A 21890-nucleotide genomic window follows, 5' to 3' on the forward strand; every position below is an offset into this window, starting at 1 on the left:
CTAAGGCAAATATAATGGCTCGCGAATATAAAATTGAAGATTATCGTAATTTTGGTATTATGGCGCATATTGATGCCGGTAAGACTACGATGACTGAACGTATTCTGTTCTATACGGGTAAGAATCATAAAATCGGTGAGACCCATGATGGTGCTTCTACGATGGATTGGATGGAGCAGGAACAAGAACGCGGCATTACCATCACATCTGCTGCGACGACGACTTTTTGGGAAGGGCGTGATGGTCGCAAGCGGCGCTTTAATATTATTGATACGCCAGGGCACGTTGATTTTACTATTGAGGTTGAGCGTTCTTTGCGTGTTCTTGATGGGGCGATAGCATTATTGGATGCGAATGCTGGTGTGGAGCCTCAGACAGAAACTGTTTGGCGGCAGGCTGAGAAGTATCGTGTTCCGCGCATGGTTTTTGTTAATAAAATGGATAAAATAGGTGCTGATTTTTACCGCAGTGTCGAGATGGTTGGTACTCGGTTGGGGGCTAAGGCGCTTGTTGTGCAGTTACCGATTGGTGCTGAAAATGACTTTGAAGGTGTTGTTGATCTTGTTGAGATGAAGGCTTTAAAGTGGGATGGTTCTATTGGTGCCTCAGCAGTGATAAGTGAAATTCCTTCTGACTTAAAGGAAAAGGCTGAAGAATATCGCGAAAAACTCATTGAAATGGCTGTGGAGGTCGATGAGGCTGCTATGGAGGCTTATTTGGAAGGTGTTATGCCAACCAACGAGCAACTTGTTTCTCTTATTCGTAAGGGAACCGTAGAGGTTCAGTTTCATCCTGTTCTTTGTGGTACAGCTTTTAAAAACAAGGGTGTACAGCCGCTTTTGGATGCTGTTGTTTCTTATCTTCCTTCTCCGATTGATATTCCAGCGATTAAGGGCATTGATGTGAAGACTGAAACTGAGACGACACGCGAATCTTCTGATGAAGCTCCGCTCTCTATGCTTGCTTTTAAAATTATGAATGATCCTTTTGTTGGTTCGTTGACTTTCTGCCGTATTTACTCTGGTAAGGTTCACAAAGGTATTTCTCTTGAGAATACTGTGAAGAAGAAGAAAGAGCGTTTGGGACGTATGCTTCAAATGCATTCAAATTCTCGTGAGGATATTGAAGAGGCATTTGCTGGTGATATTGTTGCTCTTGCTGGTCTTAAGGAGACAACAACAGGTGATACGCTTTGTGATCCTTTGAAGCCTGTTATTTTGGAGCGGATGGAATTTCCAGAACCTGTTATTGAAATTGCAATTGAACCAAAAACAAAAGCAGATCAGGAAAAAATGGGTATTGCTCTTAATCGTTTGGCTGCGGAAGATCCTTCATTTCGCGTTAAGTCGGATGAGGAGTCAGGTCAGACTATTATTGCTGGAATGGGTGAACTTCATCTTGATATTATCGTTGATCGTATGCGGCGTGAGTTTAAGGTTGAGGCAAATGTTGGGCAGCCTCAGGTTGCTTATCGTGAGTCAATTACTAAAATGGCGGAAATTGATTATACCCATAAAAAACAATCAGGTGGTGCTGGTCAATTTGCTCGTGTAAAGATTATTTTTGAGCCTCATGAAGGTGATGATTTTATTTTTGAATCGAAGATTGTTGGTGGTGCTGTTCCTAAAGAATATATTCCGGGCGTTCAAAAAGGGATTGAAAGTGTTATGGGGTCAGGTCCTCTTGCGGGATTTCCTATGCTTGGCGTAAAGGCGACACTCATTGACGGTGGTTATCACGATGTTGATTCGTCTGTATTGGCTTTTGAGATTGCTGCTCGTGCGGCTTTTCGTGATGGAGCAAAGAAGGCTGGTGCACAGCTTCTTGAACCAATCATGAAGGTGGAGGTTGTTACACCAGATGATTATGTTGGTGATGTTATTGGTGATCTCAATTCTCGTCGGGGGCAGATTTCAGGAACTGAAGCGCGCGGTATTGCAACAGTTGTGAATGCGATGGTTCCATTGGCAAATATGTTTGGTTATGTGAATACTCTTCGCTCTATGAGCCAGGGGCGTGCGCAGTATACGATGCAGTTTGATCATTACGAGCCTGTCCCTTCGGCTGTTGCTTTGGAGATTCAAAAGAAATACGCGTAATTTCAGGTTGGTAGATTAATTTTTAACTTAGTCCTTGGCTTGGACGGAAAATGGAGAGCTCAAATGGCGAAGAGCAAATTTGAACGAACGAAACCGCATGTTAATATTGGTACGATTGGTCACGTTGATCATGGGAAGACTTCATTGACAGCAGCGATTACGAAATTTTTTGGTGAGTTTAAAGCATATGATCAAATTGATGCAGCACCAGAAGAGCGTGCCCGTGGTATTACCATTTCTACAGCACACGTTGAGTATGAAACGGAAAATCGTCACTATGCCCACGTTGACTGTCCTGGACACGCAGATTATGTGAAAAACATGATCACAGGGGCAGCGCAGATGGATGGTGCCATTTTGGTTGTTTCTGCAGCTGATGGTCCGATGCCACAGACACGTGAGCATATTTTGCTTGCTCGTCAGGTTGGAGTTCCAGCGATTGTTGTTTTCCTCAATAAAGTTGATCAGGTTGATGATGCGGAGCTTTTGGAACTTGTAGAGCTTGAGGTTCGGGAACTTTTATCCAAATATGATTTTCCAGGAGATGAAATCCCAATTGTAAAAGGTTCTGCGTTAGCTGCCCTTGAGGACAAGGATAAAAGCATTGGTGAAGATGCGGTTCGTCTTTTGATGAGTGAGGTTGATAATTATATTCCAACCCCTGAACGTCCTGTTGATCAACCATTCTTGATGCCGATAGAAGATGTATTTTCGATATCGGGACGTGGAACGGTTGTTACGGGTCGTGTTGAGCGTGGTATTATTAAAGTTGGCGAGGAAATTGAGATTATCGGTATTCGTCCAACATCTAAGACGACGGTGACGGGTGTTGAAATGTTCCGCAAGCTTTTAGATCAAGGTCAAGCTGGTGATAATATTGGCGCGCTGCTTCGTGGTGTTGATCGTGAAGGGATTGAGCGTGGTCAGGTATTGGCGAAGCCTGGGTCGGTTACCCCGCATACACGTTTTAAAGCCGAGGCTTACATTTTGACGAAAGATGAAGGGGGTCGTCATACACCTTTTTTCACGAATTATCGTCCACAGTTTTACTTCCGTACGACGGATGTTACAGGTATTGTTACGCTTCCAGAAGGAACAGAAATGGTTATGCCCGGTGATAATATTGCGATGGATGTGTCACTGATTGTGCCGATAGCAATGGAAGAGAAGCTTCGTTTTGCTATTCGTGAAGGTGGTCGTACTGTTGGTGCCGGTATCGTCTCTAAGATCATTGAATAAATAATGCTTGTTGAGCGCCTTAATTATTGAAGGCGTTTTATATGACAGGGAAATAAAGAGCATGAACAGTCAAAATATTCGTATTCGCTTGAAAGCGTTTGATCATAGAATTCTTGATACATCGACACGTGAGATTGTATCGACTGCTAAGCGGACTGGTGCAAATGTCCGTGGTCCTATTCCGCTTCCGACGCGGATTGAGAAATTTACGGTCAATCGTGGACCGCATATCGATAAGAAGAGTCGTGAGCAGTTTGAAATGCGTACGCATAAGCGTCTTCTTGATATTGTTGATCCAACGCCGCAAACAGTGGATGCGCTTATGAAGCTCGATCTTTCTGCTGGTGTGGATGTAGAAATTAAGCTCTGAGGTTTGAGGACAGAAGGAACAGACCCGATGCGTTCAGGTGTAATAGCACAGAAGCTGGGCATGACCCGTATTTATAATGATGCTGGTGAGCATGTGCCGGTGACAGTACTTCGTTTGGAGAATTGTCAAGTCGTTGCTCAGCGTACAGTTGAAAAGAATGGTTATACTGCTGTTCAATTAGGTGTAGGCTTTGCTAAGGTTAAGAATACTTCACAAGCTCTTCGTGGACATTTTGCTAAGGCTTCTGTTGAGCCTAAAGCCAAAATAGCAGAGTTTCGTGTGAGCCCCGATAATCTTCTTGATATCGGTACAGAGATTACAGTGGAACATTTTGTTCCAGGACAGAGAGTTGATGTGACTGGTACCAGTATTGGTAAGGGGTTTGCTGGTGTTATGAAACGGCATAACTTTGGTGGGCATCGTGCTTCCCATGGTAATTCGATTACACATCGTGCGCATGGTTCTACGGGACAGTGCCAAGATCCTGGTAAAGTGTTTAAAGGGAAAAAAATGGCTGGCCATATGGGGCAGGTGCGTGTAACAACACAAAATATTGAAGTTATTTCCACTGACATTGAACGTGGTTTAATTTTAGTGCGTGGTGCTGTTTCTGGTTCGAAGGGTTCTTGGATCTTGGTAAGAGATGCCGTGAAGAAACCTCTTCCTGATAATGCTCCAAAGCCTGCTGGTATTCGCCGTCTTGTGAAGGAGAAAACGGAAATGGTTACTCCGGTGATGGAAACCTCTGAAGTTGAGGGAGCCTAATAATGGATCTTGTAATTAAAACACTTGATGGCAATGAAGCTGGTAAATTAAAAGTTTCTGAATCTATCTTTGATCTTGTTCCGCGTGAGGACATTTTACAACGTGTTGTTCGTTGGCAGCTTGCTCGTCGTCAACAGGGAACGCATCAGTCCCAGGGGCGATCTGATGTGTCACGAACGGGGGCAAAGATGTTTAAACAAAAGGGAACTGGGCGTGCTCGACATTCATCTGCACGTGCACCACAGTTTCGAGGTGGGGGTAAAGCACATGGGCCGGTGGTTCGTAGCCATGCGCATGACCTTCCTAAAAAGATTCGTGCTCTTGGATTGCGTCTTGCTTTATCTGCAAAATTAAAAGCAAAAGATTTAATTATTGTGGATGAGTTGACTGTTAAAGATGCTAGAACGAAAAAGCTTGTTTCTCATTTTTCTAAACTTGGCTTTAATAATGCTCTGTTGATTGGTGGTAAAGAGATTGATATTAACTTTTCTCGTGCAGCATCGAATATCCCTAATATTGATATTTTGCCCATTCAGGGAATTAATGTTTATGATATTTTGCGTCGCAGCAAACTTGTTTTATCAAAGGCAGCTGTTGAGGCTCTTGAGGAGCGTTTTAAATGACAGATCTTCGCCATTATGATGTAATTATTAGTCCAGTTATTACTGAAAAGTCGACTATGATTTCTGAATATAATCAAGTTGCTTTTAATGTCGCGCCGAAAGCGACGAAACCTGAAATTAAGGCTGCTGTTGAAGCGCTTTTTAGCGTGAAAGTAAAAGCAGTTAACACGATAGTCCGTAAGGGTAAAGTGAAACGTTTTAAAGGTATTGTTGGTCGGCAGAGTGATGTCAAAAAAGCGATCGTAACTCTGGCCAGTGGTCAGACTATCGACGTTTCGACAGGTCTTTAAAGAGGCTCGGAGATAGGAATAATGGCACTTAAGCAATTTAATCCAACGACACCTGGGCAGCGTCAGCTTGTCATTGTGGAACGTTCTTGTCTTTATAAGGGAAAACCTGTAAAGATGTTGACAGAAGGTTTGTCTTCAAAGGGTGGACGTAATAATCGCGGTCGTGTTACTGCTCGTTTTCAGGGTGGTGGCCATAAACGGAGTTACCGTTTTGTCGACTTTAAGCGTCTTAAGCGTGATGTTTCAGCGAAAGTTGAGCGTTTAGAGTATGATCCTAATCGCACTGCTTTTATTGCACTCATTCGCTATGAGGATGGACAATTAAGTTATATCCTTGCACCACAGCGTCTTGGTGTTGGTGATTGTGTTGTTGCTGGTTTAAATGTTGATGTTAAACCAGGAAATGCTATGCCCCTTGGTAATATGCCGGTAGGTACAATTATTCATAATGTTGAAATGAAGCCGGGAAAAGGGGGGCAGATTGCACGTTCAGCGGGTGCTTATGCACAGTTGGTTGGGCGAGATCATGGCATGGCTATTCTTCGTTTGAATTCTGGTGAACAGCGTTTGGTCTCTAGCAGCTGTTTTGCAACGGTTGGTGCTGTTTCAAATCCTGATCATGGGAATATTAATGATGGTAAGGCAGGTCGGTCACGTTGGCGTGGTAAGCGTCCCCATGTTCGTGGTGTTGCTATGAACCCCGTTGATCATCCACACGGTGGTGGTGAAGGTCGTACATCGGGGGGGCGTCACCCAGTGTCTCCTTGGGGTAAGCCTACGAAAGGTAAGCGTACGCGCTCCAACAAAGCCACTGATAAATTTATTATGCGTACGCGTCATCAGCGCAAGAAATAAGAAAGGTAGTCTGAAGTGGTTCGTTCAGTTTGGAAAGGTCCGTTTGTTGACGGCTATCTTCTTGGTAAAGCAGAGAAGGTACGTGCAAGTGGGCGCAATGAAGTTATAAAAATATGGAGTCGTCGCTCTACTATTTTGCCGCAATTTGTTGGTTTAACTTTTGGTGTTTACAACGGCAATAAGCATATTCCTGTTTCTGTTTCTGAAGAGATGGTTGGACATAAGTTTGGTGAGTTCGCTCCTACCCGGACTTATTATGGTCATGGTGCCGATAAAAAAGCGAAGAGGAAGTAGGAATGGGAAAAGCTAAGGTTCCACGCCAGCTTAAAGATAATGAAGCAAAGGCTGTCACACGAACAATTCGTGTTAGTCCGCAGAAGCTTAATTTGGTTGCTGCAATGATTCGTGGTAAAAGAGTTAATGTAGCGCTTGCTGATTTAACGTTTTCGCGTAAACGTATTGCTGCTACTGTGAAAAAAACGCTTGAATCAGCAATTGCAAACGCAGAAAATAACCACGATCTTGACATTGATTCGCTTGTTGTAGCAGAAGCTTATGTTGGTAAGTCGATCGTGATGAAGCGCTTTCATGTTCGTGGTCGCGGGCGTGCGAGTCGAATTGAGCGTCCATTTTCACATCTTACTGTTATTGTTCGTGAAGTTAGCGAAAAAGTGGAGGCCGCGTAATGGGTCAGAAGATCAATCCAATAGGACTTCGTCTTGGTGTTAATCGGACCTGGGATTCTCGTTGGTATGCTGATAGTGGTGAATATGGACGTCTTCTTCATGAAGATTTGAAAATTCGCTCTTATGTGCTTGAAGAGCTTAAACAGGCTGCGATATCTAAGGTTGTTATTGAGCGCCCTCATAAAAAATGTCGTGTTACGATTCATTCTGCACGTCCTGGTTTGATTATCGGTAAAAAGGGTGCTGATATCGAAAAGCTTCGTCGTAAGCTTTCAGAAATGACGAATGCTGAGACTTCGTTGAATATTGTAGAGATTCGTAAACCAGAGATTGATGCGACGATTATTGCACAGTCAATTGCTCAACAATTAGAACGTCGTGTTGCTTTTCGTCGCGCCATGAAGCGTGCTGTTCAGTCTGCTATGCGTCTTGGTGCAGAAGGTATTCGTATTAATTGTTCTGGTCGTCTTGGTGGTGCTGAAATTGCGCGTATGGAATGGTATCGTGAAGGTCGTGTTCCACTTCATACCTTGCGTTCTGATGTCGATTACGGTACAGCAGAAGCTAAGACCGCTTACGGTATTTGTGGTATTAAAGTTTGGGTCTTTAAGGGTGAGATTCTTGAACATGATCCGATGGCTTCAGAACGTCGTGCTACGGAAGCTGATCAATCTGGTTCTTCATCGAATCGTCGCCGCGAAAATGCTTAGTTTTTGAAATTGAACTAAAATTTGGAGTAGAGAACAATGTTGCAGCCAAAGCGCACAAAGTTCCGTAAGCAGTTCAAGGGCCGTATTCACGGTGTTGCGAAGGGTGGTACGGATTTGAATTTCGGTGCCTACGGTTTGAAAGCTGTTGAGCCGGAGCGGGTTACTGCTCGTCAAATTGAAGCGGCACGTCGTGCGATTACACGTTATATGAAACGTTCTGGTCGTGTATGGATTCGCATTTTTCCAGATCTTCCGGTTACATCTAAACCAACGGAAGTTCGTATGGGTAAAGGTAAGGGAAGTGTTGATTATTGGGCTGCACGTGTTGCTCCTGGGCGCATCATGTTTGAACTTGATGGGGTTCCTGAAGATGTTGCACGTGAAGCATTAAGGTTGGGTGCTGCAAAGTTGCCTATCAAAACGCGTTTCATCCAGCGGATTGCTGAATAAAGAGGTTAAGCGATGAGAGCCAGAGAATTACGGGCGCAAACGCTCGACCAAATGAAAGATGAATTGGCTAAACTAAAGAAAGAGCAATTTAATTTGCGCTTTCAAAAAGCAACAGGTCAATTAGAAAAGACTGCACGTGTTAGAGAAGTTCGTCGTGATATTGCGCGCATTAAGACTTTTCTTCGTCAAAAGTTAAGTGAAAGTAAGGTTTAAGGAAATAAGAGATGCCTAAACGCGTTTTGCAGGGTGTTGTTATTAGCGACAAAAGCGATAAAACTGTCGTTGTTAAAGTTGAGCGTCGTTATTCTCATCCGCTTCTTAAGAAGACTGTTCGGCAGTCTAAAAATTATAAAGCGCATGACGAAAACAACCAATTCAAGATTGGGGATCAAGTTTCTATTCAGGAATCTAGACCAATTTCGAAAGATAAATGTTGGATTGTTGTAAAAGACAATGTAGCGTAATGAGCTAAGTTTATTGTTTTAGAATTTAACAGTGGTTTTTCGTTGATAAATTTGAAGATGATGACTTTGTGTTTATTTGGCAGGCAAGTCTGAGTGTATAAAAGATACAAGCGGATATATATGTTAAGAAAAGGTGGCCAGTCATGATTCAGATGCAAACAAACCTCGACGTTGCTGATAATTCTGGTGCTCGTCGTGTCATGTGCATCAAGGTGTTAGGCGGTTCAAAGCGGAAATATGCTTCGGTCGGTGACATTATTGTTGTTTCGGTTAAGGATGCTATTCCTCGTGGACGTGTTAAAAAAGGTGATGTTATGAAAGCTGTTGTGGTGCGTACGGCTAAGGATATTCGTCGCGCAGATGGTAGTGTCATTCGTTTTGATAGTAATGCTGCGGTTTTAGTGGATAATAAAAAAGAGCCGATCGGTACGCGTATCTTTGGGCCTGTCCCCCGTGAATTGCGTGGGAGGAATCATATGAAGATCATCTCACTCGCTCCTGAAGTGCTGTAAGGAGTTAATGTTATGCAGAAGATTCGAAAAGGTGATAGAGTTGTTGTTTTATCCGGTAAAGATAAAGGATCGAGTGGTGAAGTAATTAAGGTTAGTCCAAAAGAGAATAAGGCTTTTGTTCGTGGGATTAATATGATTAAACGTCATCAACGTCAAACACAGAAGCAAGAAGCTGGGATTATTTCTAAAGAAGCTCCGATTCATCTGTCTAATTTGGCGATTGCTGATCCTAAAGATGGTAAGCCTACGCGTGTAGGCTTTCGTGTGAATGCAGATGGTAATAAGGTACGTTTTGCCAAGCGTTCGGGAGAGTTGATTAATGGCTGAGGAAAGACAAATACCGCGTATGAAAGCGTATTATTTTGAGGTGATTCGTAAAGCACTTCAAGAGAAGTTTAATTACAAAAATGCGATGCAAATTCCGCGGATTGATAAAATTGTAATTAATATGGGGATAGGTGAAGCAACTGCTGATTCAAAGAAGCCTTCCCTTGCTGCTGAGGATTTAGGTCTCATAACAGGTCAGAAGGCTGTTGTTACTCGTGCGCGTAATTCTATTGCGACCTTTAAAGTTCGTGAAGGAATGCCTCTCGGGGCTAAAGTGACATTGCGTAAGGATCGTATGTTTGAGTTTTTGGATCGTCTTGTTACGATTGCTCTTCCGCGCGTTCGTGACTTTCGTGGTTTAAATCCAAAGAGTTTTGATGGTCGTGGCAATTTTGCTATGGGTATTAAAGAACACATTGTGTTTCCAGAAATCAACTATGATAAAGTTGATCAAATTTGGGGCATGGATATTATCGTTTGTACGACAGCAAAAACGGATGATGAAGCGCGTGAGTTATTGCGTGCTTTTAATTTTCCTTTTCGTTCGTAACGGCAAACGTAGCGAGGTAAAATTATGGCCAAAGTAAGTGCCGTTGAAAAAAATAAACGTCGTGAGGTGATGGTGAAGCGTTATGCTGCACGTCGTGCACGTTTGAAAGCAATCGTTATGGATCAGAAAGTTTCTCTTGAGGAACGTTTTAAAGCTTCTGTTCAGTTGGCAGAATTGCCGCGCAATTCTTCGAAAGTTCGTATTCGTAATCGCTGTGAGGTTTCGGGTCGTCCTCGGGCTTATTATCGTAAGTTAAAAATGTCACGGATTGCATTGCGTGAACTTGGCTCTATTGGCCATATTCCTGGTATTGTAAAGTCTAGTTGGTAAGAGGAGATTATTTAATGTCTATGTCAGATCCTCTTGGTGATATGTTAACACGTATTCGTAATGCACTTGGTCGTAAAAAAGGCAAAGTGGTTACTCCAGCTTCGAAGCTTCGTGCGCACGTTCTTGATGTTCTTCAGTCGGAAGGTTATATTCGCGGATATAATCGCGTTGATTTGGGTGATGGAAAAGCCGAACTTGAAATCGAATTGAAGTATTTTGAGGGGATGGCTGCTATTCGTGAGATTTCGCGTGTGTCAAAGCCTGGTCGTCGTGTGTATGTCTCTGCTAAGTCACTTCCACAGGTGGCAAATGGTTTAGGTATTTCGATCTTATCGACTCCTAAAGGCGTTATGGCTGATCATGAAGCGCGCGAACAGAATGTTGGTGGAGAACTCCTTTGTCGTGTTTTCTAATTATGTCCAAGAAAACAGAAGAAAAGTAGGTTAGAACAATGTCTCGTATTGGAAAAAAGCCCATTTCAATTCCTTCTGGAGTTACTGCTACTGTTGAAGGTCAGCTTGTTAAGGCAAAAGGTCCAAAAGGTGAATTAAGTTACGTCGTTAATGATGAAGTCTTAGTTAAATTCGAGGACAATGTCATATCCGTTATGCCGCGGGATCAGTCAAAAGATGCGCGCTCTAAATGGGGTATGTCACGTTCAATGATTGAAAACATTTTTTGTGGTGTAAAAGATGGTTTTGAAAAAAGGTTAGAAATCAATGGGGTTGGTTATCGTGCCGCTTTACAGGGTAAGGATATTCAACTCTCTCTAGGCTTTTCGCATGATGTGGTTTATAAAGTTCCATCAGGTGTTACTGTAACTGTTCCTAAGCCCACAGAGATTGTTATTTCTGGAATTGATAAACAGCAAGTTGGACAAGTTGCAGCGGAAATTCGCGAGTATCGTAGACCTGAGCCTTATAAAGGTAAAGGTGTTAAGCATGCAGATGAACGTATCTTCCGTAAAGAAGGTAAAAAGAAATAAGGATTTTGTATTATGGTTTCATCTAAGGACATTATCCAGCGTCGTGCAAGACGTGTTCGTCGTAGAATCAAGATGGTTTCTCATGATCGTCTTCGGCTTAGCGTTTATCGTTCAAATCAGAACATCTACGCGCAAGTTATTGATGATTTACGGGGATGTACACTTGTTTCAGCTTCTACTCTTGAAAGTGATTTGAAAAAATCATTAAAAAGTGGGGCTGATAAAGAAGCCGCTTTTGCTGTGGGTAAGTTAATTGCTGAGCGTGCGAAGCAAGCTGGTGTTAATGAAGTGGTTTTTGATCGTGGCGCTTATGTGTACCATGGTCGAGTAAAAGCTTTGGCTGAAGCTGCTCGTGAAGGTGGTTTGAACTTTTAAAGTTTCCTCCTTACGGATGGGGCTGGATACTTTAGAGTATTTCGTTTAAGTTTTTCCGATTTGATGAAGAGCTTTGTTATCGTGCTTCCGGAAAAGAAAAAGGAATGAGGAATGGCACAAAAAGAACGTGGTGAAAGAGAAGAACGCGATAATGAGTTTGTCGATAGACTTGTTCATATTAATCGTGTTGCTAAAGTTGTAAAGGGTGGTCGGCGTTTTGGTTTTGCTGCTCTCGTTGTCGTTGGAGATCAAAAAGGGCGTGTGGGCTTTGGACACGGTAAAGCTCGTGAAGTTCCTGAAGCCGTTCGTAAAGCAACGGAATCTGCAAAGCGTGGAATGATTTATGTCCCGCTTAGGTCTGGACGTACATTGCATCATGATCTTGAAGGTCGTCACGGGGCTGGGCGTGTTTTGCTTCGTTCAGCGTCTGCTGGTACTGGTATTATTGCTGGGGGACCGATGCGTGCTATTTTTGAAGCTCTTGGTATGCAGGACGTTGTTGCAAAATCACTAGGATCATCGAATCCTTATAACATGGTTCGTGCAACATTTGATGCACTAAAACATCAAATGCATCCGAGAGATATTGCTGCTCAGCGTGGTATAAAATATTCGACTTTGCAGGCGCGTCGTCGCCATTTAGTCGACGTAGAAGGGTAGTTTCTGAGATTGTCAGAAAAGGAATTAGGAAATGGTTCAGAAAAAATCTCAGAGTGGTAAAACTGTGACGGTAGAGCAAATTGGAAGCCCTATTCGAAATTCACAGATTCAGCGTGCAACCTTGAAGGGGCTTGGGCTCAATAAAATGCGTCGCCGGCGCGTTTTAGAAGATACACTTTGTGTACGGGGTATGATTGCTCGGGTTCGGCATCTTGTTCGCATTATAGATGAAGATTAAGGGTTGCAGGAGTATTAGATATGAAACTCAATGAACTACGTGATTGCAAAGGCGCAACAAAAAATCGTAAGCGTGTTGGCCGTGGTATTGGTTCGGGGACTGGTAAGACTGGTGGTCGCGGTGTGAAAGGGCAAAAATCCCGTTCTGGCGTCTCTCTTAATGGTTTTGAAGGTGGGCAAATGCCTATTTATCGACGTTTACCAAAGCGTGGATTTAAAAATTTCTTTTCTAAAGTCTATAATGAAGTTTCACTGGGACGTATTCAGTTGGCTGTTGATGCAGGTAAGTTGAACATTGAAAAGCCTGTTGATATGATTGCTTTGAAAGAGGCTGGTATTATTCGTCGCGAGAAAGATGGGGTTCGCCTTCTTTCTGATGGTGATTTGAAAGCTAAGGTTATCCTTCATGTTTCTGGTGCTTCACAGGCTGCTCGTGTTAAGATTGAAAAATTGGGCGGTCAGGTTATTTTTCTTGATGTTGTTCAATAGTTTTTTTTGATATAAGTCGTGATTTCAAGAAGAGGTATATCTATTCTTTTGAATATTTTGTGGAGAATTGTTTAAGTTCTGCAATTATTTATGTATAAAGATATGAATTTTAGAGTTATAGTTCTGTGATTTAAAGAACTGGAGTGTGAAGTGGAGACGTTTTATGGCATCAGCAGCAGAGCAATTTGCTTCCAATATAAACTTCGGTACCTTTTCGCGTGCAACTGAATTAAAAAAACGCATATGGTTTACTCTGGCGGCGCTTCTTGTCTATCGTTTCGGCACTTATATTTCTCTTCCAGGTATTAATATCGACGTTTTGCGACAAACATTTGAGCATCATGCATCCGGTGTCTTAGGACTTTTTAATATGTTTGCTGGAGGCGCTGTTGGGCGTATGGCAATTTTTGCCTTGGGTATTATGCCCTATATATCGGCATCTATTATTGTACAATTACTCACGTCTGTTATTCCTTCTTTGGAAACTCTTAAAAAAGAGGGAGAGGTTGGTCGTAAGGTTATTAATCAATATACGCGTTATGTAACAGTCGTATTGGCTATTTTGCAGGCTTTTGGTATTGCGGTTGCCCTTGAAAGTGGTATAGGGACAGGGCTTCAAATTGTTGTAGAACCAGGTTTCATGTTTCGTGTCTCTTCTGTTATTACACTTGTTGGCGGGACAATGTTTCTCATGTGGCTTGGTGAGCAAATTACCTCACGCGGTGTTGGTAATGGAGTTTCTCTCATCATTTTTACAGGGATCGTAGCCAATTTTCCTTCTACTTTTGCTCAGCTTTTGACCGCGCATAGTCAGGCTGATCTATCAACTTTTCTTTTAATCGCAATCGTTTTTATTGCTGTTTTGGTTATTGGACTTATTGTTTTTATAGAGCGTGCGCAACGGCGAATTATTATTCAATACCCGAAACGTCAGGTTGGTAATCAAATGTTTCAAGGCGATATGTCGCATCTTCCTTTAAAATTGAATACTGCTGGTGTTATTCCACCTATTTTTGCTTCATCTTTATTGTTATTACCCGCCACTATTAATAATTTTTCTGATAAAATGCCACAATGGATGCAAACTATTTCTTATTCTCTTGGTCATGGGCAGCCACTGTATATGATTGTTTATGCATTTTTAATGGCGTTTTTTTGCTTTTTTTATACGGCTATTGTGTTTAATCCGAGTGATACTGCGGATCAGTTGAAAAAACATTCTGGTTTTATTCCAGGAATTCGTCCAGGTGAGCGTACAGCGGAATATATTGATTATGTTTTGACGCGTATTACTGTTGTGGGCGCTATTTATATTATCTTGGTTTGTTTACTCCCTGAATTTATGATATCTGCATTCCAGGTTCCTTTTTATCTTGGGGGGACGTCTTTGTTGATTGTTGTGACTGTTACTCTTGATACGGTTGCTCAAATCCAAGGGCATCTTGTTGCACACCAATATGAAGGGTTGATAAAAAAATCAAAACTTCGTGGAGGTCGAAGAAATCGATGAGAGTGGTTCTTTTAGGTCCTCCTGGAGCAGGGAAAGGGACGCAAGCTAAAATGTTGACGGAGGAATATAATATTCCTCATTTATCAACAGGAGATATGTTGCGTGAAGCTATTGCCAAAGAAACGGAAGTTGGTAAAAAAGCTAAAGCTATTATAAGTTCTGGTGCTTTAGTCCCTGATAGTGTTGTTAATCAAATCGTATCAGATCGGATTGATGAAGCTGATTGTATAAACGGTTTTATTTTAGATGGTTATCCAAGGACTGTAGGACAGGCAGAAGCGTTACAACAGATCCTTGAGTCCAAAAATATGCGGCTTGATGCTGTTATTGAATTGCACGTTGATGAAGACGCATTGATTGAACGTATGGCGAAGCGTGTTCAGGAGACAATAGCGGCCGGTGGACAGGTCCGTTTGGATGATAACCCTGTTGTTTTTGCAAAAAGATTAGTAGAATACCGTGAAAAAACCTCCCCTTTATCAAAATTTTATTCAGAGAGAGGAATGTTGAAGGTCATTGATGGAATGATTGGTATTGCTGAGGTGACACGTATGATTAAAGGTTTTCTTTCATAAGATTTTTTTTAGAAGTAAATGAAAAGAGTTGACTTTTGAGATAAAATCTATCACAAACAACTTTAATTTATTTCAGTTAATTAAGCGGATTCGGAAGGATTTTGTTCTGAGTCTACTTTTTTCTGTAAGGTACATCAGGTATTTTATAACAATTTGTCAACATAACTAAGGAGAGTAGGCGTGGCTCGTATTGCTGGCGTCAATATCCCGACAAATAAGCGTGTAATTATCGCGCTTCAATATATCCACGGGATTGGACCAAAATTCGCTCAAGAAATTATTGAAAAGGTTGGCATTCCCACGGGGCGTCGTGTGCATGAGCTTTCAGACGCTGAGGTGTTGCAGATTCGTGAGGCGATAGATCAGGGATATCAAGTTGAAGGTGATCTTCGTCGTGAAGTTGCTATGAATGTTAAGCGTTTGATGGACCTTGGTTGTTATCGTGGATTGCGTCATCGTCGGTCTTTGCCTGTCCGAGGACAGCGTACACATACAAATGCTCGTACGCGTAAGGGGCCTGCTAAGGCAATCGCTGGTAAGAAGAAATAAGGATCCTTGTGAGAGGTTTTTTTGTATATTCTATTTCTTGTTGAAGTCCGTTTGACAAGGAAAAGAGGGTGGAGCTGCTGATATTACGGCAGTGTTGAGATCATTGAAAGGAAAAATATGGCCAAGGAAACCACACGTGTTCGTCGTCGCGAACGCAAAAATATTTCATCGGGTGTTGTGCATATCAATTCAACATTTAATAATACAATGATTACGATTACTGATGCTCAGGGGAATGCGATTGCATGGTCATCTGCTGGTGCTCAGGGATTTAAAGGGGCACGTAAATCTACACCTTTTGCCGCTCAAGTCGCTGCGGAAGATTGTGCGAGAAAAGCACAAGAACATGGTATGCGTTCTTTGGAAGTTGAAGTTTGTGGTCCTGGGGCAGGGCGTGAATCTGCTCTACGTGCGTTGCAATCTGTTGGTTTTGTTATTACTTCTATTCGTGATGTAACACCAATTCCTCATAATGGATGTCGTCCGCGGAAAAGGCGGCGTGTTTAATTGGGTGTTGTTTTTTGTTGTCGGAGATTTCTCTGATGTTCACATTGGTCGTTACGATTGAATGGTAACGGAACTAAAGAACGGGAATAAAAATATGATCCAGAAAAACTGGCAGGAACTTATTAAACCCAATAAGGTTGAATCATGTGCGCATGATAATCCGAATATTACAAGCGTAATTGCTGAGCCTCTGGAGCGAGGATTTGGTTTAACATTAGGAAATGCACTTCGTCGTGTGTTGTTATCTTCGCTTCGTGGGGCTGCTATTACTGCTGTACAGATTGATGGCGTCTTACATGAATTTTCATCCATTCCAGGTGTTCGTGAAGATGTGACGGATATCATCCTGAATATAAAGGAAATTGCGCTTCGTATGGAAGAGGAAGGGCCTAAACGTCTCGTCGTTTATAAAGAAGGTCCTGGTGTGGTGAAAGCAGGAGATATTAATACGGTTGGGGATATGGAAATTCTCAATCCAGATCATGTTATCTGTACCCTTGATGAAGAGGCTGAAATTCGTATGGAATTTATTGTCAATACAGGGAAGGGGTATGTTCCATCTGATCGTAATTATGTTGATGATGGTCGTATAGGACTTATTCCAATTGATAGTCTTTATTCGCCAATTCGTAAAGTGTCTTATAAAGTGGAAAATACGCGTGAAGGTCAAGTTCTCGATTATGATAAATTGACGTTAACGATTGAAACGAATGGTGCTGTTAATGGAGAAGATGCTGTTGCTTTTGCAGCGCGCATTCTTCAGGATCAATTATCGTTATTTATTAACTTTGAAGAGCCACAGAAAGAGCCTGTTGAAGAGGCGGATTCTGAGCTTTCCTTTAATCCGGCACTTCTCAAAAAAGTGGATGAATTAGAGCTTTCTGTTCGTTCGGCAAATTGTCTTAAAAATGATAATATTGTCTATATTGGTGATCTTATTCAAAAAACAGAATCTGAAATGCTTCGGACACCAAATTTTGGTCGTAAGTCATTGAATGAAATTAAAGAAGTTTTGGCATGTATGGGGTTACATCTTGGAATGGAAATTCCTGCATGGCCGCCTGAAAACATTGATGATCTTGCTAAACGCTATGAAGATCAGTATTAAAATTAGAATTTAAGGAGAGGGCTTATGCGCCATAGTAAGTCAGGCCGCAAGTTGAACCGGACTGCCAGTCACCGTAAAGCGATGTTTGCAAATATGGCAACTTCGTTGATTGAGCATGAGCAGATTGTGACAACACTTCCAAAGGCTAAAGAAATTCGTCCTATTGTTGAAAAACTTGTTACTCTTGGTAAGCGTGGCGGTTTGCACGCGCGTCGACAAGCAATTGCAGCACTTCGTGATACAGCGAAAGTTGCAAAGTTATTTGATACACTGGCGCCGCGTTATGCATCACGCAACGGTGGGTATTTGCGTATTATGAAAGCGGGCTTTCGTACCGGTGATAATGCGCCCATGGCTGTCATAGAATTTGTTGATCGTGATGCCGAAGCAAAGGGGGCAGCGGATCGTGCTCGTATCGAGGCTTCAGAGAATGAGAAAGGTACGTCCTCATAAGTTTTTTATTCTATTGCATTTTAAAAGGCCGCCTTTTCTTAGGCGGTTTTTTTATGCGTATTTTTGAAGTTTTTTTACTTGAAAAATAGATGGTGAAAGAAAATTATAGGATATTGAATTATTTGATTTTTATAATATTTACTGTTTAAGTAGGTTGTTTTTATTCTCTATTATGAAATATTAATAGATATCCTTCATTTGCGGGGTTGTTTTTTAAATTCTATGAATCTTCAACAGAATGGGCTGATTTTATAAGGAGTAGATTATGAGGTATTCTTTTTGGGTGCGGCTTTTTTTTGCGGTTATGATGCTGATATCGTTTGATCATATCTATGCTCATGTTCCTCAAACACAAAAAGAAATCACTCTTTCATTTGCTCCTTTAGTTAAAAAGACAGTTCCATCTGTTGTCAATATTTATGCGGCTCGACAAATTAGAGCGCGATCACCTTTTGAGGGTGATCCATTTTTTGAGCAGTTTTTTGGTCGTTTGCAAAATAATTTTCCTGTCCGTAAGCAATCATCATTAGGGTCAGGGGTGATTGTTGATGCACGTGGTTTGATTGTTACAAATTACCACGTCATTAAAGATGCAAGCGAAATTAAAGTAGCTTTTTCTGATGGGCGAGAATTTGAGAGTAAGGTCGTGCTCAAAGATGAAGCAACGGATATTGCTATTTTGGAAGTTGATGTAAAAGATACTCAGTTTCCTGTTCTTCCTTTGGGGGATTCTGATACTGTTGAAGTTGGTGATCTTGTTCTAGCTATTGGAAATCCTTTTGGTGTTGGTCAAACGGTTACAAGTGGTATTGTTTCAGCGCAAGCGCGTACACGTGTTGGGATTTCCGATTTTGACTTTTTTATTCAAACAGATGCTGCCATTAATCCAGGAAATTCTGGTGGCGCTTTAATTGATATGAAAGGTCAATTAATCGGAATTAATACGGCTATTTATTCACGTTCCGGTGGTTCTGTAGGGATTGGTTTTGCTATTCCAGTTAATCTTGTAAAAGTGATGCTTGATACCGTTAAACGCGGTGGAAAATATTTTGTGCCACCTTATATTGGGGCATCCTTTCAAAATGTTACACCTGATATTGCTAGTGGTTTAGGTTTAGAACGGCCCTATGGTGCTCTTATTATCGAAGTTATCAAAGACAGTCCTGCTGAAAAAGCTGGTTTGAAAGTAGGTGATGTTATTTTGAGTGTGCAGGGGGGGCGCGTTGATAGTCCAGATAGTCTTGGCTATCGTTTGATGACAGCGGACGTTGGCCATAGTCTTGCTTTAGAATATTTACGAGGTGGAAAAACTTTAAAAACACAGATAAAGGTTGCATCGATATCGGAAACTGCATTTTTAAAATCTGAAAAAATTACAGGTGACAGTCCTCTCGCCGGTGCTGAAGTGTTAGATTTAACACCGCAAAATAGTCGACGTTTTCATCTTCCTATATCGGCAAAGGGTGTTGTGATTACCAATCTTGATGAAATGAGCTATGCTGCGGGAATTTTTCGGCCCGGAGATATTTTACGTGTTGTCAATGGCTATAAGATTCAAACAGTTCATCAGTTGAAAAAGATTCTTATGCAAACGCATTCGCGTACTTGGCAATTGGAATATGAACGTGATGGTATGTATATTCGCCAATTTATTCGTTGAGGTTTTTTTTGAAGAAAGATTTTTTTACTTCATCGATCGACCCTAAAGTTAATAAAAATCATCCACTTGCAGAAAGAATGCGTCCTTGTTCTCTCAATGACGTTGTGGGACAAAAACATTTAATTGGAGAGGATGGTTTGCTTTCACGGATGGTGGCAGCGGGCTCAATTGGATCGATGATTTTTTGGGGGCCTCCAGGGACCGGAAAAACAACGGTTGCACGTTTGTTAGCACTTGAAACAAATTTCGCATTTGAACAAGTTTCTGCTATTTTTACAGGCGTTTCTGAACTTAAAAAGATTTTTGAAGTTGCACAGAGGCGTTTTATGTCTGGGGATAAAACGCTTCTTTTTGTTGATGAAATTCATCGGTTTAATCGTGCACAGCAGGATAGTTTTCTTCCTGTGATGGAAGATGGTACGGTGATCCTGATCGGTGCAACAACTGAAAATCCTTCTTTTGAACTTAATGCTGCTCTTCTTTCGCGTGCGCGGGTTTTAACATTTCTTTCTCATGATCATGAAAGTTTAGGCATGCTTTTGAAGCGTGCTGAAAAAGTGGTAGGAAAGTTACTTCCTTTGGATGATGGGGCCAGAGACGTTTTGATAGGGATGTCTGATGGTGATGCGCGGGTAGCATTGACATTAGCAGAGGAAGTTTGGTCTGTCGTGCATCCCGGAGAGATTCTTGATGCTGGTGCGTTGCAAAAAGTTATTCAGCGTCGTGCACCCATTTATGATAAAGGACGAGATGGGCACTATAATCTCATTTCAGCGTTGCATAAATCTGTTCGTGGCTCTGATCCTGATGCGGCACTTTATTATTTAGCTCGTATGTTGGATGCTGGTGAAGATCCTCTCTATATTGGGCGAAGATTGGTTCGTATGGCTGTTGAAGATGTTGGTTTGGCGGATCCTCAAGCTCTTGTCATTTGTAATGCAGCAAAAGACGCCTATGATTACTTAGGATCACCAGAAGGAGAATTGGCTTTGGCGCAGGCATGTCTCTATGTTGCAACTGCACCAAAGTCAAATGCGACATATCTCGCGTATAAAGCTGCACGGCGTTGCGCACAAAAAAATGGTTCTTTACCGCCTCCTAAACATATCCTTAATGCACCGACGAAATTGATGAAGGAGGAAGGGTATGGAGAGGGTTATTGTTATGACCATGATGAACCGGATGCTTTCTCTGGACAAGAATATTTTCCTGAAAAACTTGGGCGCCAGAGTTATTATAAACCAGTTGAGCGTGGATTTGAGCGTGAAATTGTGAAGCGTCTTGAATGGTGGAAACAATTGCGCAAAAAACGTAAAAACCAACCATAAAATTGGGATTAGAACACATTTTTTATTCCTCATGTCGTTGTATGAACTTTAGTTTATATTTAAACACTTATTGCATTATCCGTAGAACAATTTTTTGATCTCTTCAAAGGCATATTTTTTTATGGATTCAAATTTAAGAAATATGTCATTCAACTCTTAAAGCTACTTTATTTTTGTGGTTTTAATTGACTAAGATATTGATTAATAATCATTATTAACTGTTTTGTATGTTGAATGAGAGCTCCAAATACCGTACGTTCTCTCATTCTAAATCTCATTAATCACAACCATTCGCTTGTATGTTACATGCTGGATTAACGTGTGATAAAAATTCTACAAGAAAAAATTAAAAATAACTCTTATGAAGAGTTTCAAATGTCGAGAGCCATCGCAACATTGGGGGGCTGGGAAAGGGTGTGGTAGTGTAATGATTGTGGTGCTGAGTTGTTCCAAGCGTAAAGAGGTTGGTGCTCAATGGATTTCACAATATATCATTCACGAGTGCTGTCGCGAAATGGGTGTAGCGAGGAGCGTTAAAAGACCCCTTTTAAAACAAGTGCGTGAATATGCAAACACAAAGGTGTTCTGTTCTTTGATGCAGTAGGGTGTGGTTTTGATTGATGAGGCATTTTTATGTGATTAAGGTTGTAGCTTGACACGAGGTTTTGTACTAAGTGGGAATGCTATGTTTATATAAAATCAATAACTTATATAAAGGTAAGGGAATTTTATGGTTATTGATTTTATTAGCTTATTTTTATGTCTGTCCCGAACCTTTTAATAGCTTATTCTCAATCATTTTGTCCAAATATGAAACTAAATTTGGTCGTATAGAACTTGACTCTTATTTTTATTAATCGTATAGTATCAGTATACAATAAGGGGCGGTAATGGCGATTGTGAGTTTCAAACATAAGGGCTTAAAATTATTTTATACAACAGGGTTTACAAAAGCTATTCAAGCAGATCACGTAAAGAAATTACGCGTTATCTTAACGGCTTTAACAAGTGCTACTACGCCCGAAATGTTGAAAGCACCTGCCTTTAAAATGCATCCTCTTAAAGGTGAACTTACAGGATATTATTCTATATGGGTGAATGGTAATTGGCGTGTTACTTTTCGCTTTATAGGAACAGATGTGGAGCTTGTTGATTATCAAGACTACCATTGATGAAAGGAATAA

General features: G+C 41.4%; 33 protein-coding genes. All 33 read left to right on the forward strand.

The annotated features are described in order from the left end of the window. Positions 1-14: 14 nt before the first annotated feature. Positions 15-2099, forward strand: coding sequence for an elongation factor G (gene fusA / locus NNJ73_RS05330; protein WP_254493027.1), 2085 nt, complete (start codon positions 15-17; stop codon positions 2097-2099). Positions 2100-2162: 63 nt separating this feature from the next. Then, entirely contained in the window at positions 2163-3338 is a 1176-nt protein-coding gene (gene tuf / locus NNJ73_RS05335; RefSeq protein ID WP_254493028.1) for an elongation factor Tu, read from the forward strand. A 61-nt stretch (positions 3339-3399) separates the two neighbouring features. After that, entirely contained in the window at positions 3400-3708 is a 309-nt protein-coding gene (gene rpsJ / locus NNJ73_RS05340) for a 30S ribosomal protein S10 (protein ID WP_005773267.1), read from the forward strand. Between the two features lie 27 nt (positions 3709-3735). Continuing rightward, positions 3736-4473, forward strand: a complete 738-nt coding sequence (gene rplC, locus NNJ73_RS05345; RefSeq protein WP_254493029.1) for a 50S ribosomal protein L3 — start codon at positions 3736-3738, stop codon at positions 4471-4473. A 2-nt stretch (positions 4474-4475) separates the two neighbouring features. Next, positions 4476-5096, forward strand: coding sequence for a 50S ribosomal protein L4 (gene rplD, locus NNJ73_RS05350; protein WP_254493030.1), 621 nt, complete (start codon positions 4476-4478; stop codon positions 5094-5096). Next, positions 5093-5386: a 50S ribosomal protein L23 gene (locus NNJ73_RS05355; RefSeq protein WP_005773270.1), complete on the forward strand. Its 294-nt coding sequence runs from the start codon at positions 5093-5095 to the stop codon at positions 5384-5386. The genes rplD and NNJ73_RS05355 overlap by 4 nt, the downstream gene beginning before the upstream one ends. A gap of 21 nt (positions 5387-5407) precedes the next feature. Beyond that, positions 5408-6241 (forward strand): 50S ribosomal protein L2, encoded by an 834-nt coding sequence (rplB, locus tag NNJ73_RS05360; protein WP_254493031.1) that lies wholly within the window; start codon positions 5408-5410, stop codon positions 6239-6241. 15 nt (positions 6242-6256) lie between these two features. Further along, positions 6257-6535 carry a 30S ribosomal protein S19 gene (rpsS, locus tag NNJ73_RS05365; RefSeq protein WP_004855734.1) on the forward strand — a complete coding sequence of 93 codons (279 nt, stop codon included), beginning with the start codon at positions 6257-6259 and terminating at the stop codon, positions 6533-6535. Positions 6536-6537: 2 nt separating this feature from the next. Beyond that, positions 6538-6927, forward strand: coding sequence for a 50S ribosomal protein L22 (gene rplV, locus NNJ73_RS05370; RefSeq protein WP_005773274.1), 390 nt, complete (start codon positions 6538-6540; stop codon positions 6925-6927). Next, on the forward strand, positions 6927-7637 hold the full coding sequence (gene rpsC / locus NNJ73_RS05375; RefSeq protein ID WP_005773275.1) for a 30S ribosomal protein S3: 711 nt from the start codon (positions 6927-6929) through the stop codon (positions 7635-7637). The genes rplV and rpsC overlap by 1 nt, the downstream gene beginning before the upstream one ends. Before the next feature lie 36 nt (positions 7638-7673). Beyond that, positions 7674-8087 (forward strand): 50S ribosomal protein L16, encoded by a 414-nt coding sequence (gene rplP, locus NNJ73_RS05380; RefSeq protein WP_139413397.1) that lies wholly within the window; start codon positions 7674-7676, stop codon positions 8085-8087. Between the two features lie 12 nt (positions 8088-8099). Further along, on the forward strand, positions 8100-8300 hold the full coding sequence (gene rpmC, locus NNJ73_RS05385; RefSeq protein ID WP_254493032.1) for a 50S ribosomal protein L29: 201 nt from the start codon (positions 8100-8102) through the stop codon (positions 8298-8300). An 11-nt stretch (positions 8301-8311) separates the two neighbouring features. Further along, on the forward strand, positions 8312-8551 hold the full coding sequence (gene rpsQ, locus NNJ73_RS05390; RefSeq protein WP_012231991.1) for a 30S ribosomal protein S17: 240 nt from the start codon (positions 8312-8314) through the stop codon (positions 8549-8551). Positions 8552-8694: 143 nt separating this feature from the next. Then, positions 8695-9063, forward strand: a complete 369-nt coding sequence (gene rplN, locus NNJ73_RS05395) for a 50S ribosomal protein L14 (protein WP_004855715.1) — start codon at positions 8695-8697, stop codon at positions 9061-9063. A 12-nt stretch (positions 9064-9075) separates the two neighbouring features. Continuing rightward, a complete protein-coding gene (rplX, locus tag NNJ73_RS05400) occupies positions 9076-9390 on the forward strand; it encodes a 50S ribosomal protein L24 (RefSeq protein ID WP_139413396.1) in 315 nt (104 codons plus the stop codon). Next, the gene (gene rplE, locus NNJ73_RS05405; RefSeq protein WP_100129417.1) at positions 9383-9940 is read left to right on the forward strand and encodes a 50S ribosomal protein L5; all 558 of its coding nucleotides are present in this window, start codon (positions 9383-9385) and stop codon (positions 9938-9940) included. Before rplX ends, rplE begins: the two co-directional genes overlap by 8 nt. Positions 9941-9964: 24 nt before the next feature. Then, positions 9965-10270 carry a 30S ribosomal protein S14 gene (gene rpsN / locus NNJ73_RS05410; protein WP_005773283.1) on the forward strand — a complete coding sequence of 102 codons (306 nt, stop codon included), beginning with the start codon at positions 9965-9967 and terminating at the stop codon, positions 10268-10270. 14 nt (positions 10271-10284) lie between these two features. Further along, complete coding sequence (rpsH, locus tag NNJ73_RS05415) at positions 10285-10683, forward strand: 30S ribosomal protein S8 (RefSeq protein WP_139413395.1); 399 nt, start codon at positions 10285-10287, stop codon at positions 10681-10683. A gap of 38 nt (positions 10684-10721) precedes the next feature. Further along, positions 10722-11255, forward strand: coding sequence for a 50S ribosomal protein L6 (gene rplF / locus NNJ73_RS05420; protein ID WP_005773285.1), 534 nt, complete (start codon positions 10722-10724; stop codon positions 11253-11255). A 12-nt stretch (positions 11256-11267) separates the two neighbouring features. Next, a complete protein-coding gene (gene rplR, locus NNJ73_RS05425; RefSeq protein ID WP_254493033.1) occupies positions 11268-11630 on the forward strand; it encodes a 50S ribosomal protein L18 in 363 nt (120 codons plus the stop codon). A gap of 111 nt (positions 11631-11741) precedes the next feature. Further along, entirely contained in the window at positions 11742-12290 is a 549-nt protein-coding gene (gene rpsE, locus NNJ73_RS05430) for a 30S ribosomal protein S5 (RefSeq protein WP_005773287.1), read from the forward strand. Between the two features lie 31 nt (positions 12291-12321). After that, a complete protein-coding gene (rpmD, locus tag NNJ73_RS05435; RefSeq protein WP_005773288.1) occupies positions 12322-12528 on the forward strand; it encodes a 50S ribosomal protein L30 in 207 nt (68 codons plus the stop codon). 20 nt (positions 12529-12548) lie between these two features. Continuing rightward, the gene (rplO, locus tag NNJ73_RS05440; protein ID WP_254493034.1) at positions 12549-13016 is read left to right on the forward strand and encodes a 50S ribosomal protein L15; all 468 of its coding nucleotides are present in this window, start codon (positions 12549-12551) and stop codon (positions 13014-13016) included. Positions 13017-13179: 163 nt separating this feature from the next. Beyond that, positions 13180-14526, forward strand: coding sequence for a preprotein translocase subunit SecY (gene secY, locus NNJ73_RS05445; RefSeq protein WP_254493035.1), 1347 nt, complete (start codon positions 13180-13182; stop codon positions 14524-14526). Then, a complete protein-coding gene (locus NNJ73_RS05450; RefSeq protein ID WP_254493036.1) occupies positions 14523-15101 on the forward strand; it encodes an adenylate kinase in 579 nt (192 codons plus the stop codon). The genes secY and NNJ73_RS05450 overlap by 4 nt, the downstream gene beginning before the upstream one ends. A gap of 180 nt (positions 15102-15281) precedes the next feature. Further along, positions 15282-15650: a 30S ribosomal protein S13 gene (gene rpsM / locus NNJ73_RS05455; RefSeq protein WP_100129410.1), complete on the forward strand. Its 369-nt coding sequence runs from the start codon at positions 15282-15284 to the stop codon at positions 15648-15650. 117 nt (positions 15651-15767) lie between these two features. Continuing rightward, on the forward strand, positions 15768-16157 hold the full coding sequence (gene rpsK, locus NNJ73_RS05460) for a 30S ribosomal protein S11 (RefSeq protein ID WP_254493037.1): 390 nt from the start codon (positions 15768-15770) through the stop codon (positions 16155-16157). Between the two features lie 94 nt (positions 16158-16251). Next, on the forward strand, positions 16252-17265 hold the full coding sequence (locus NNJ73_RS05465; protein ID WP_139413390.1) for a DNA-directed RNA polymerase subunit alpha: 1014 nt from the start codon (positions 16252-16254) through the stop codon (positions 17263-17265). A gap of 24 nt (positions 17266-17289) precedes the next feature. Next, positions 17290-17718: a 50S ribosomal protein L17 gene (gene rplQ, locus NNJ73_RS05470; protein WP_254493038.1), complete on the forward strand. Its 429-nt coding sequence runs from the start codon at positions 17290-17292 to the stop codon at positions 17716-17718. 265 nt (positions 17719-17983) lie between these two features. Further along, positions 17984-19378: a DegQ family serine endoprotease gene (locus NNJ73_RS05475; protein ID WP_254493039.1), complete on the forward strand. Its 1395-nt coding sequence runs from the start codon at positions 17984-17986 to the stop codon at positions 19376-19378. A gap of 8 nt (positions 19379-19386) precedes the next feature. Further along, a complete protein-coding gene (locus tag NNJ73_RS05480; protein ID WP_254493040.1) occupies positions 19387-20706 on the forward strand; it encodes a replication-associated recombination protein A in 1320 nt (439 codons plus the stop codon). 361 nt (positions 20707-21067) lie between these two features. After that, positions 21068-21310: a DUF4102 domain-containing protein gene (locus NNJ73_RS05485; RefSeq protein WP_254493041.1), complete on the forward strand. Its 243-nt coding sequence runs from the start codon at positions 21068-21070 to the stop codon at positions 21308-21310. Between the two features lie 286 nt (positions 21311-21596). After that, on the forward strand, positions 21597-21878 hold the full coding sequence (locus tag NNJ73_RS05490; RefSeq protein ID WP_254493042.1) for a type II toxin-antitoxin system RelE/ParE family toxin: 282 nt from the start codon (positions 21597-21599) through the stop codon (positions 21876-21878). Positions 21879-21890: the final 12 nt, after the last annotated feature.

It is taken from the genome of Bartonella sp. B1099 (genome assembly GCF_944801835.1).
GTDB lineage: Bacteria > Pseudomonadota > Alphaproteobacteria > Rhizobiales > Rhizobiaceae > Bartonella.

Excerpts from the sequence above, each read along its gene's own strand:
- fusA (WP_254493027.1), top strand. The coding sequence starts at position 15 with ATGGCTCGCGAATATAAAATTGAAGATTATCGTAATTTTGGTATTATG.
- tuf (WP_254493028.1), top strand. The coding sequence starts at position 2,163 with ATGGCGAAGAGCAAATTTGAACGAACGAAACCGCATGTTAATATTGGT.
- rpsJ (WP_005773267.1), top strand. The coding sequence starts at position 3,400 with ATGAACAGTCAAAATATTCGTATTCGCTTGAAAGCGTTTGATCATAGA.
- rplC (WP_254493029.1), top strand. The coding sequence starts at position 3,736 with ATGCGTTCAGGTGTAATAGCACAGAAGCTGGGCATGACCCGTATTTAT.
- rplD (WP_254493030.1), top strand. The coding sequence starts at position 4,476 with ATGGATCTTGTAATTAAAACACTTGATGGCAATGAAGCTGGTAAATTA.
- NNJ73_RS05355 (WP_005773270.1), top strand. The coding sequence starts at position 5,093 with ATGACAGATCTTCGCCATTATGATGTAATTATTAGTCCAGTTATTACT.
- rplB (WP_254493031.1), top strand. The coding sequence starts at position 5,408 with ATGGCACTTAAGCAATTTAATCCAACGACACCTGGGCAGCGTCAGCTT.
- rplV (WP_005773274.1), top strand. The coding sequence starts at position 6,538 with ATGGGAAAAGCTAAGGTTCCACGCCAGCTTAAAGATAATGAAGCAAAG.
- rpsC (WP_005773275.1), top strand. The coding sequence starts at position 6,927 with ATGGGTCAGAAGATCAATCCAATAGGACTTCGTCTTGGTGTTAATCGG.
- rplP (WP_139413397.1), top strand. The coding sequence starts at position 7,674 with ATGTTGCAGCCAAAGCGCACAAAGTTCCGTAAGCAGTTCAAGGGCCGT.
- rpmC (WP_254493032.1), top strand. The coding sequence starts at position 8,100 with ATGAGAGCCAGAGAATTACGGGCGCAAACGCTCGACCAAATGAAAGAT.
- rpsQ (WP_012231991.1), top strand. The coding sequence starts at position 8,312 with ATGCCTAAACGCGTTTTGCAGGGTGTTGTTATTAGCGACAAAAGCGAT.
- rplN (WP_004855715.1), top strand. The coding sequence starts at position 8,695 with ATGATTCAGATGCAAACAAACCTCGACGTTGCTGATAATTCTGGTGCT.
- rplX (WP_139413396.1), top strand. The coding sequence starts at position 9,076 with ATGCAGAAGATTCGAAAAGGTGATAGAGTTGTTGTTTTATCCGGTAAA.
- rplE (WP_100129417.1), top strand. The coding sequence starts at position 9,383 with ATGGCTGAGGAAAGACAAATACCGCGTATGAAAGCGTATTATTTTGAG.
- rpsN (WP_005773283.1), top strand. The coding sequence starts at position 9,965 with ATGGCCAAAGTAAGTGCCGTTGAAAAAAATAAACGTCGTGAGGTGATG.
- rpsH (WP_139413395.1), top strand. The coding sequence starts at position 10,285 with ATGTCTATGTCAGATCCTCTTGGTGATATGTTAACACGTATTCGTAAT.
- rplF (WP_005773285.1), top strand. The coding sequence starts at position 10,722 with ATGTCTCGTATTGGAAAAAAGCCCATTTCAATTCCTTCTGGAGTTACT.
- rplR (WP_254493033.1), top strand. The coding sequence starts at position 11,268 with ATGGTTTCATCTAAGGACATTATCCAGCGTCGTGCAAGACGTGTTCGT.
- rpsE (WP_005773287.1), top strand. The coding sequence starts at position 11,742 with ATGGCACAAAAAGAACGTGGTGAAAGAGAAGAACGCGATAATGAGTTT.
- rpmD (WP_005773288.1), top strand. The coding sequence starts at position 12,322 with ATGGTTCAGAAAAAATCTCAGAGTGGTAAAACTGTGACGGTAGAGCAA.
- rplO (WP_254493034.1), top strand. The coding sequence starts at position 12,549 with ATGAAACTCAATGAACTACGTGATTGCAAAGGCGCAACAAAAAATCGT.
- secY (WP_254493035.1), top strand. The coding sequence starts at position 13,180 with ATGGCATCAGCAGCAGAGCAATTTGCTTCCAATATAAACTTCGGTACC.
- NNJ73_RS05450 (WP_254493036.1), top strand. The coding sequence starts at position 14,523 with ATGAGAGTGGTTCTTTTAGGTCCTCCTGGAGCAGGGAAAGGGACGCAA.
- rpsK (WP_254493037.1), top strand. The coding sequence starts at position 15,768 with ATGGCCAAGGAAACCACACGTGTTCGTCGTCGCGAACGCAAAAATATT.
- NNJ73_RS05465 (WP_139413390.1), top strand. The coding sequence starts at position 16,252 with ATGATCCAGAAAAACTGGCAGGAACTTATTAAACCCAATAAGGTTGAA.
- rplQ (WP_254493038.1), top strand. The coding sequence starts at position 17,290 with ATGCGCCATAGTAAGTCAGGCCGCAAGTTGAACCGGACTGCCAGTCAC.
- NNJ73_RS05475 (WP_254493039.1), top strand. The coding sequence starts at position 17,984 with ATGAGGTATTCTTTTTGGGTGCGGCTTTTTTTTGCGGTTATGATGCTG.
- NNJ73_RS05485 (WP_254493041.1), top strand. The coding sequence starts at position 21,068 with ATGAAGAGTTTCAAATGTCGAGAGCCATCGCAACATTGGGGGGCTGGG.
- NNJ73_RS05490 (WP_254493042.1), top strand. The coding sequence starts at position 21,597 with ATGGCGATTGTGAGTTTCAAACATAAGGGCTTAAAATTATTTTATACA.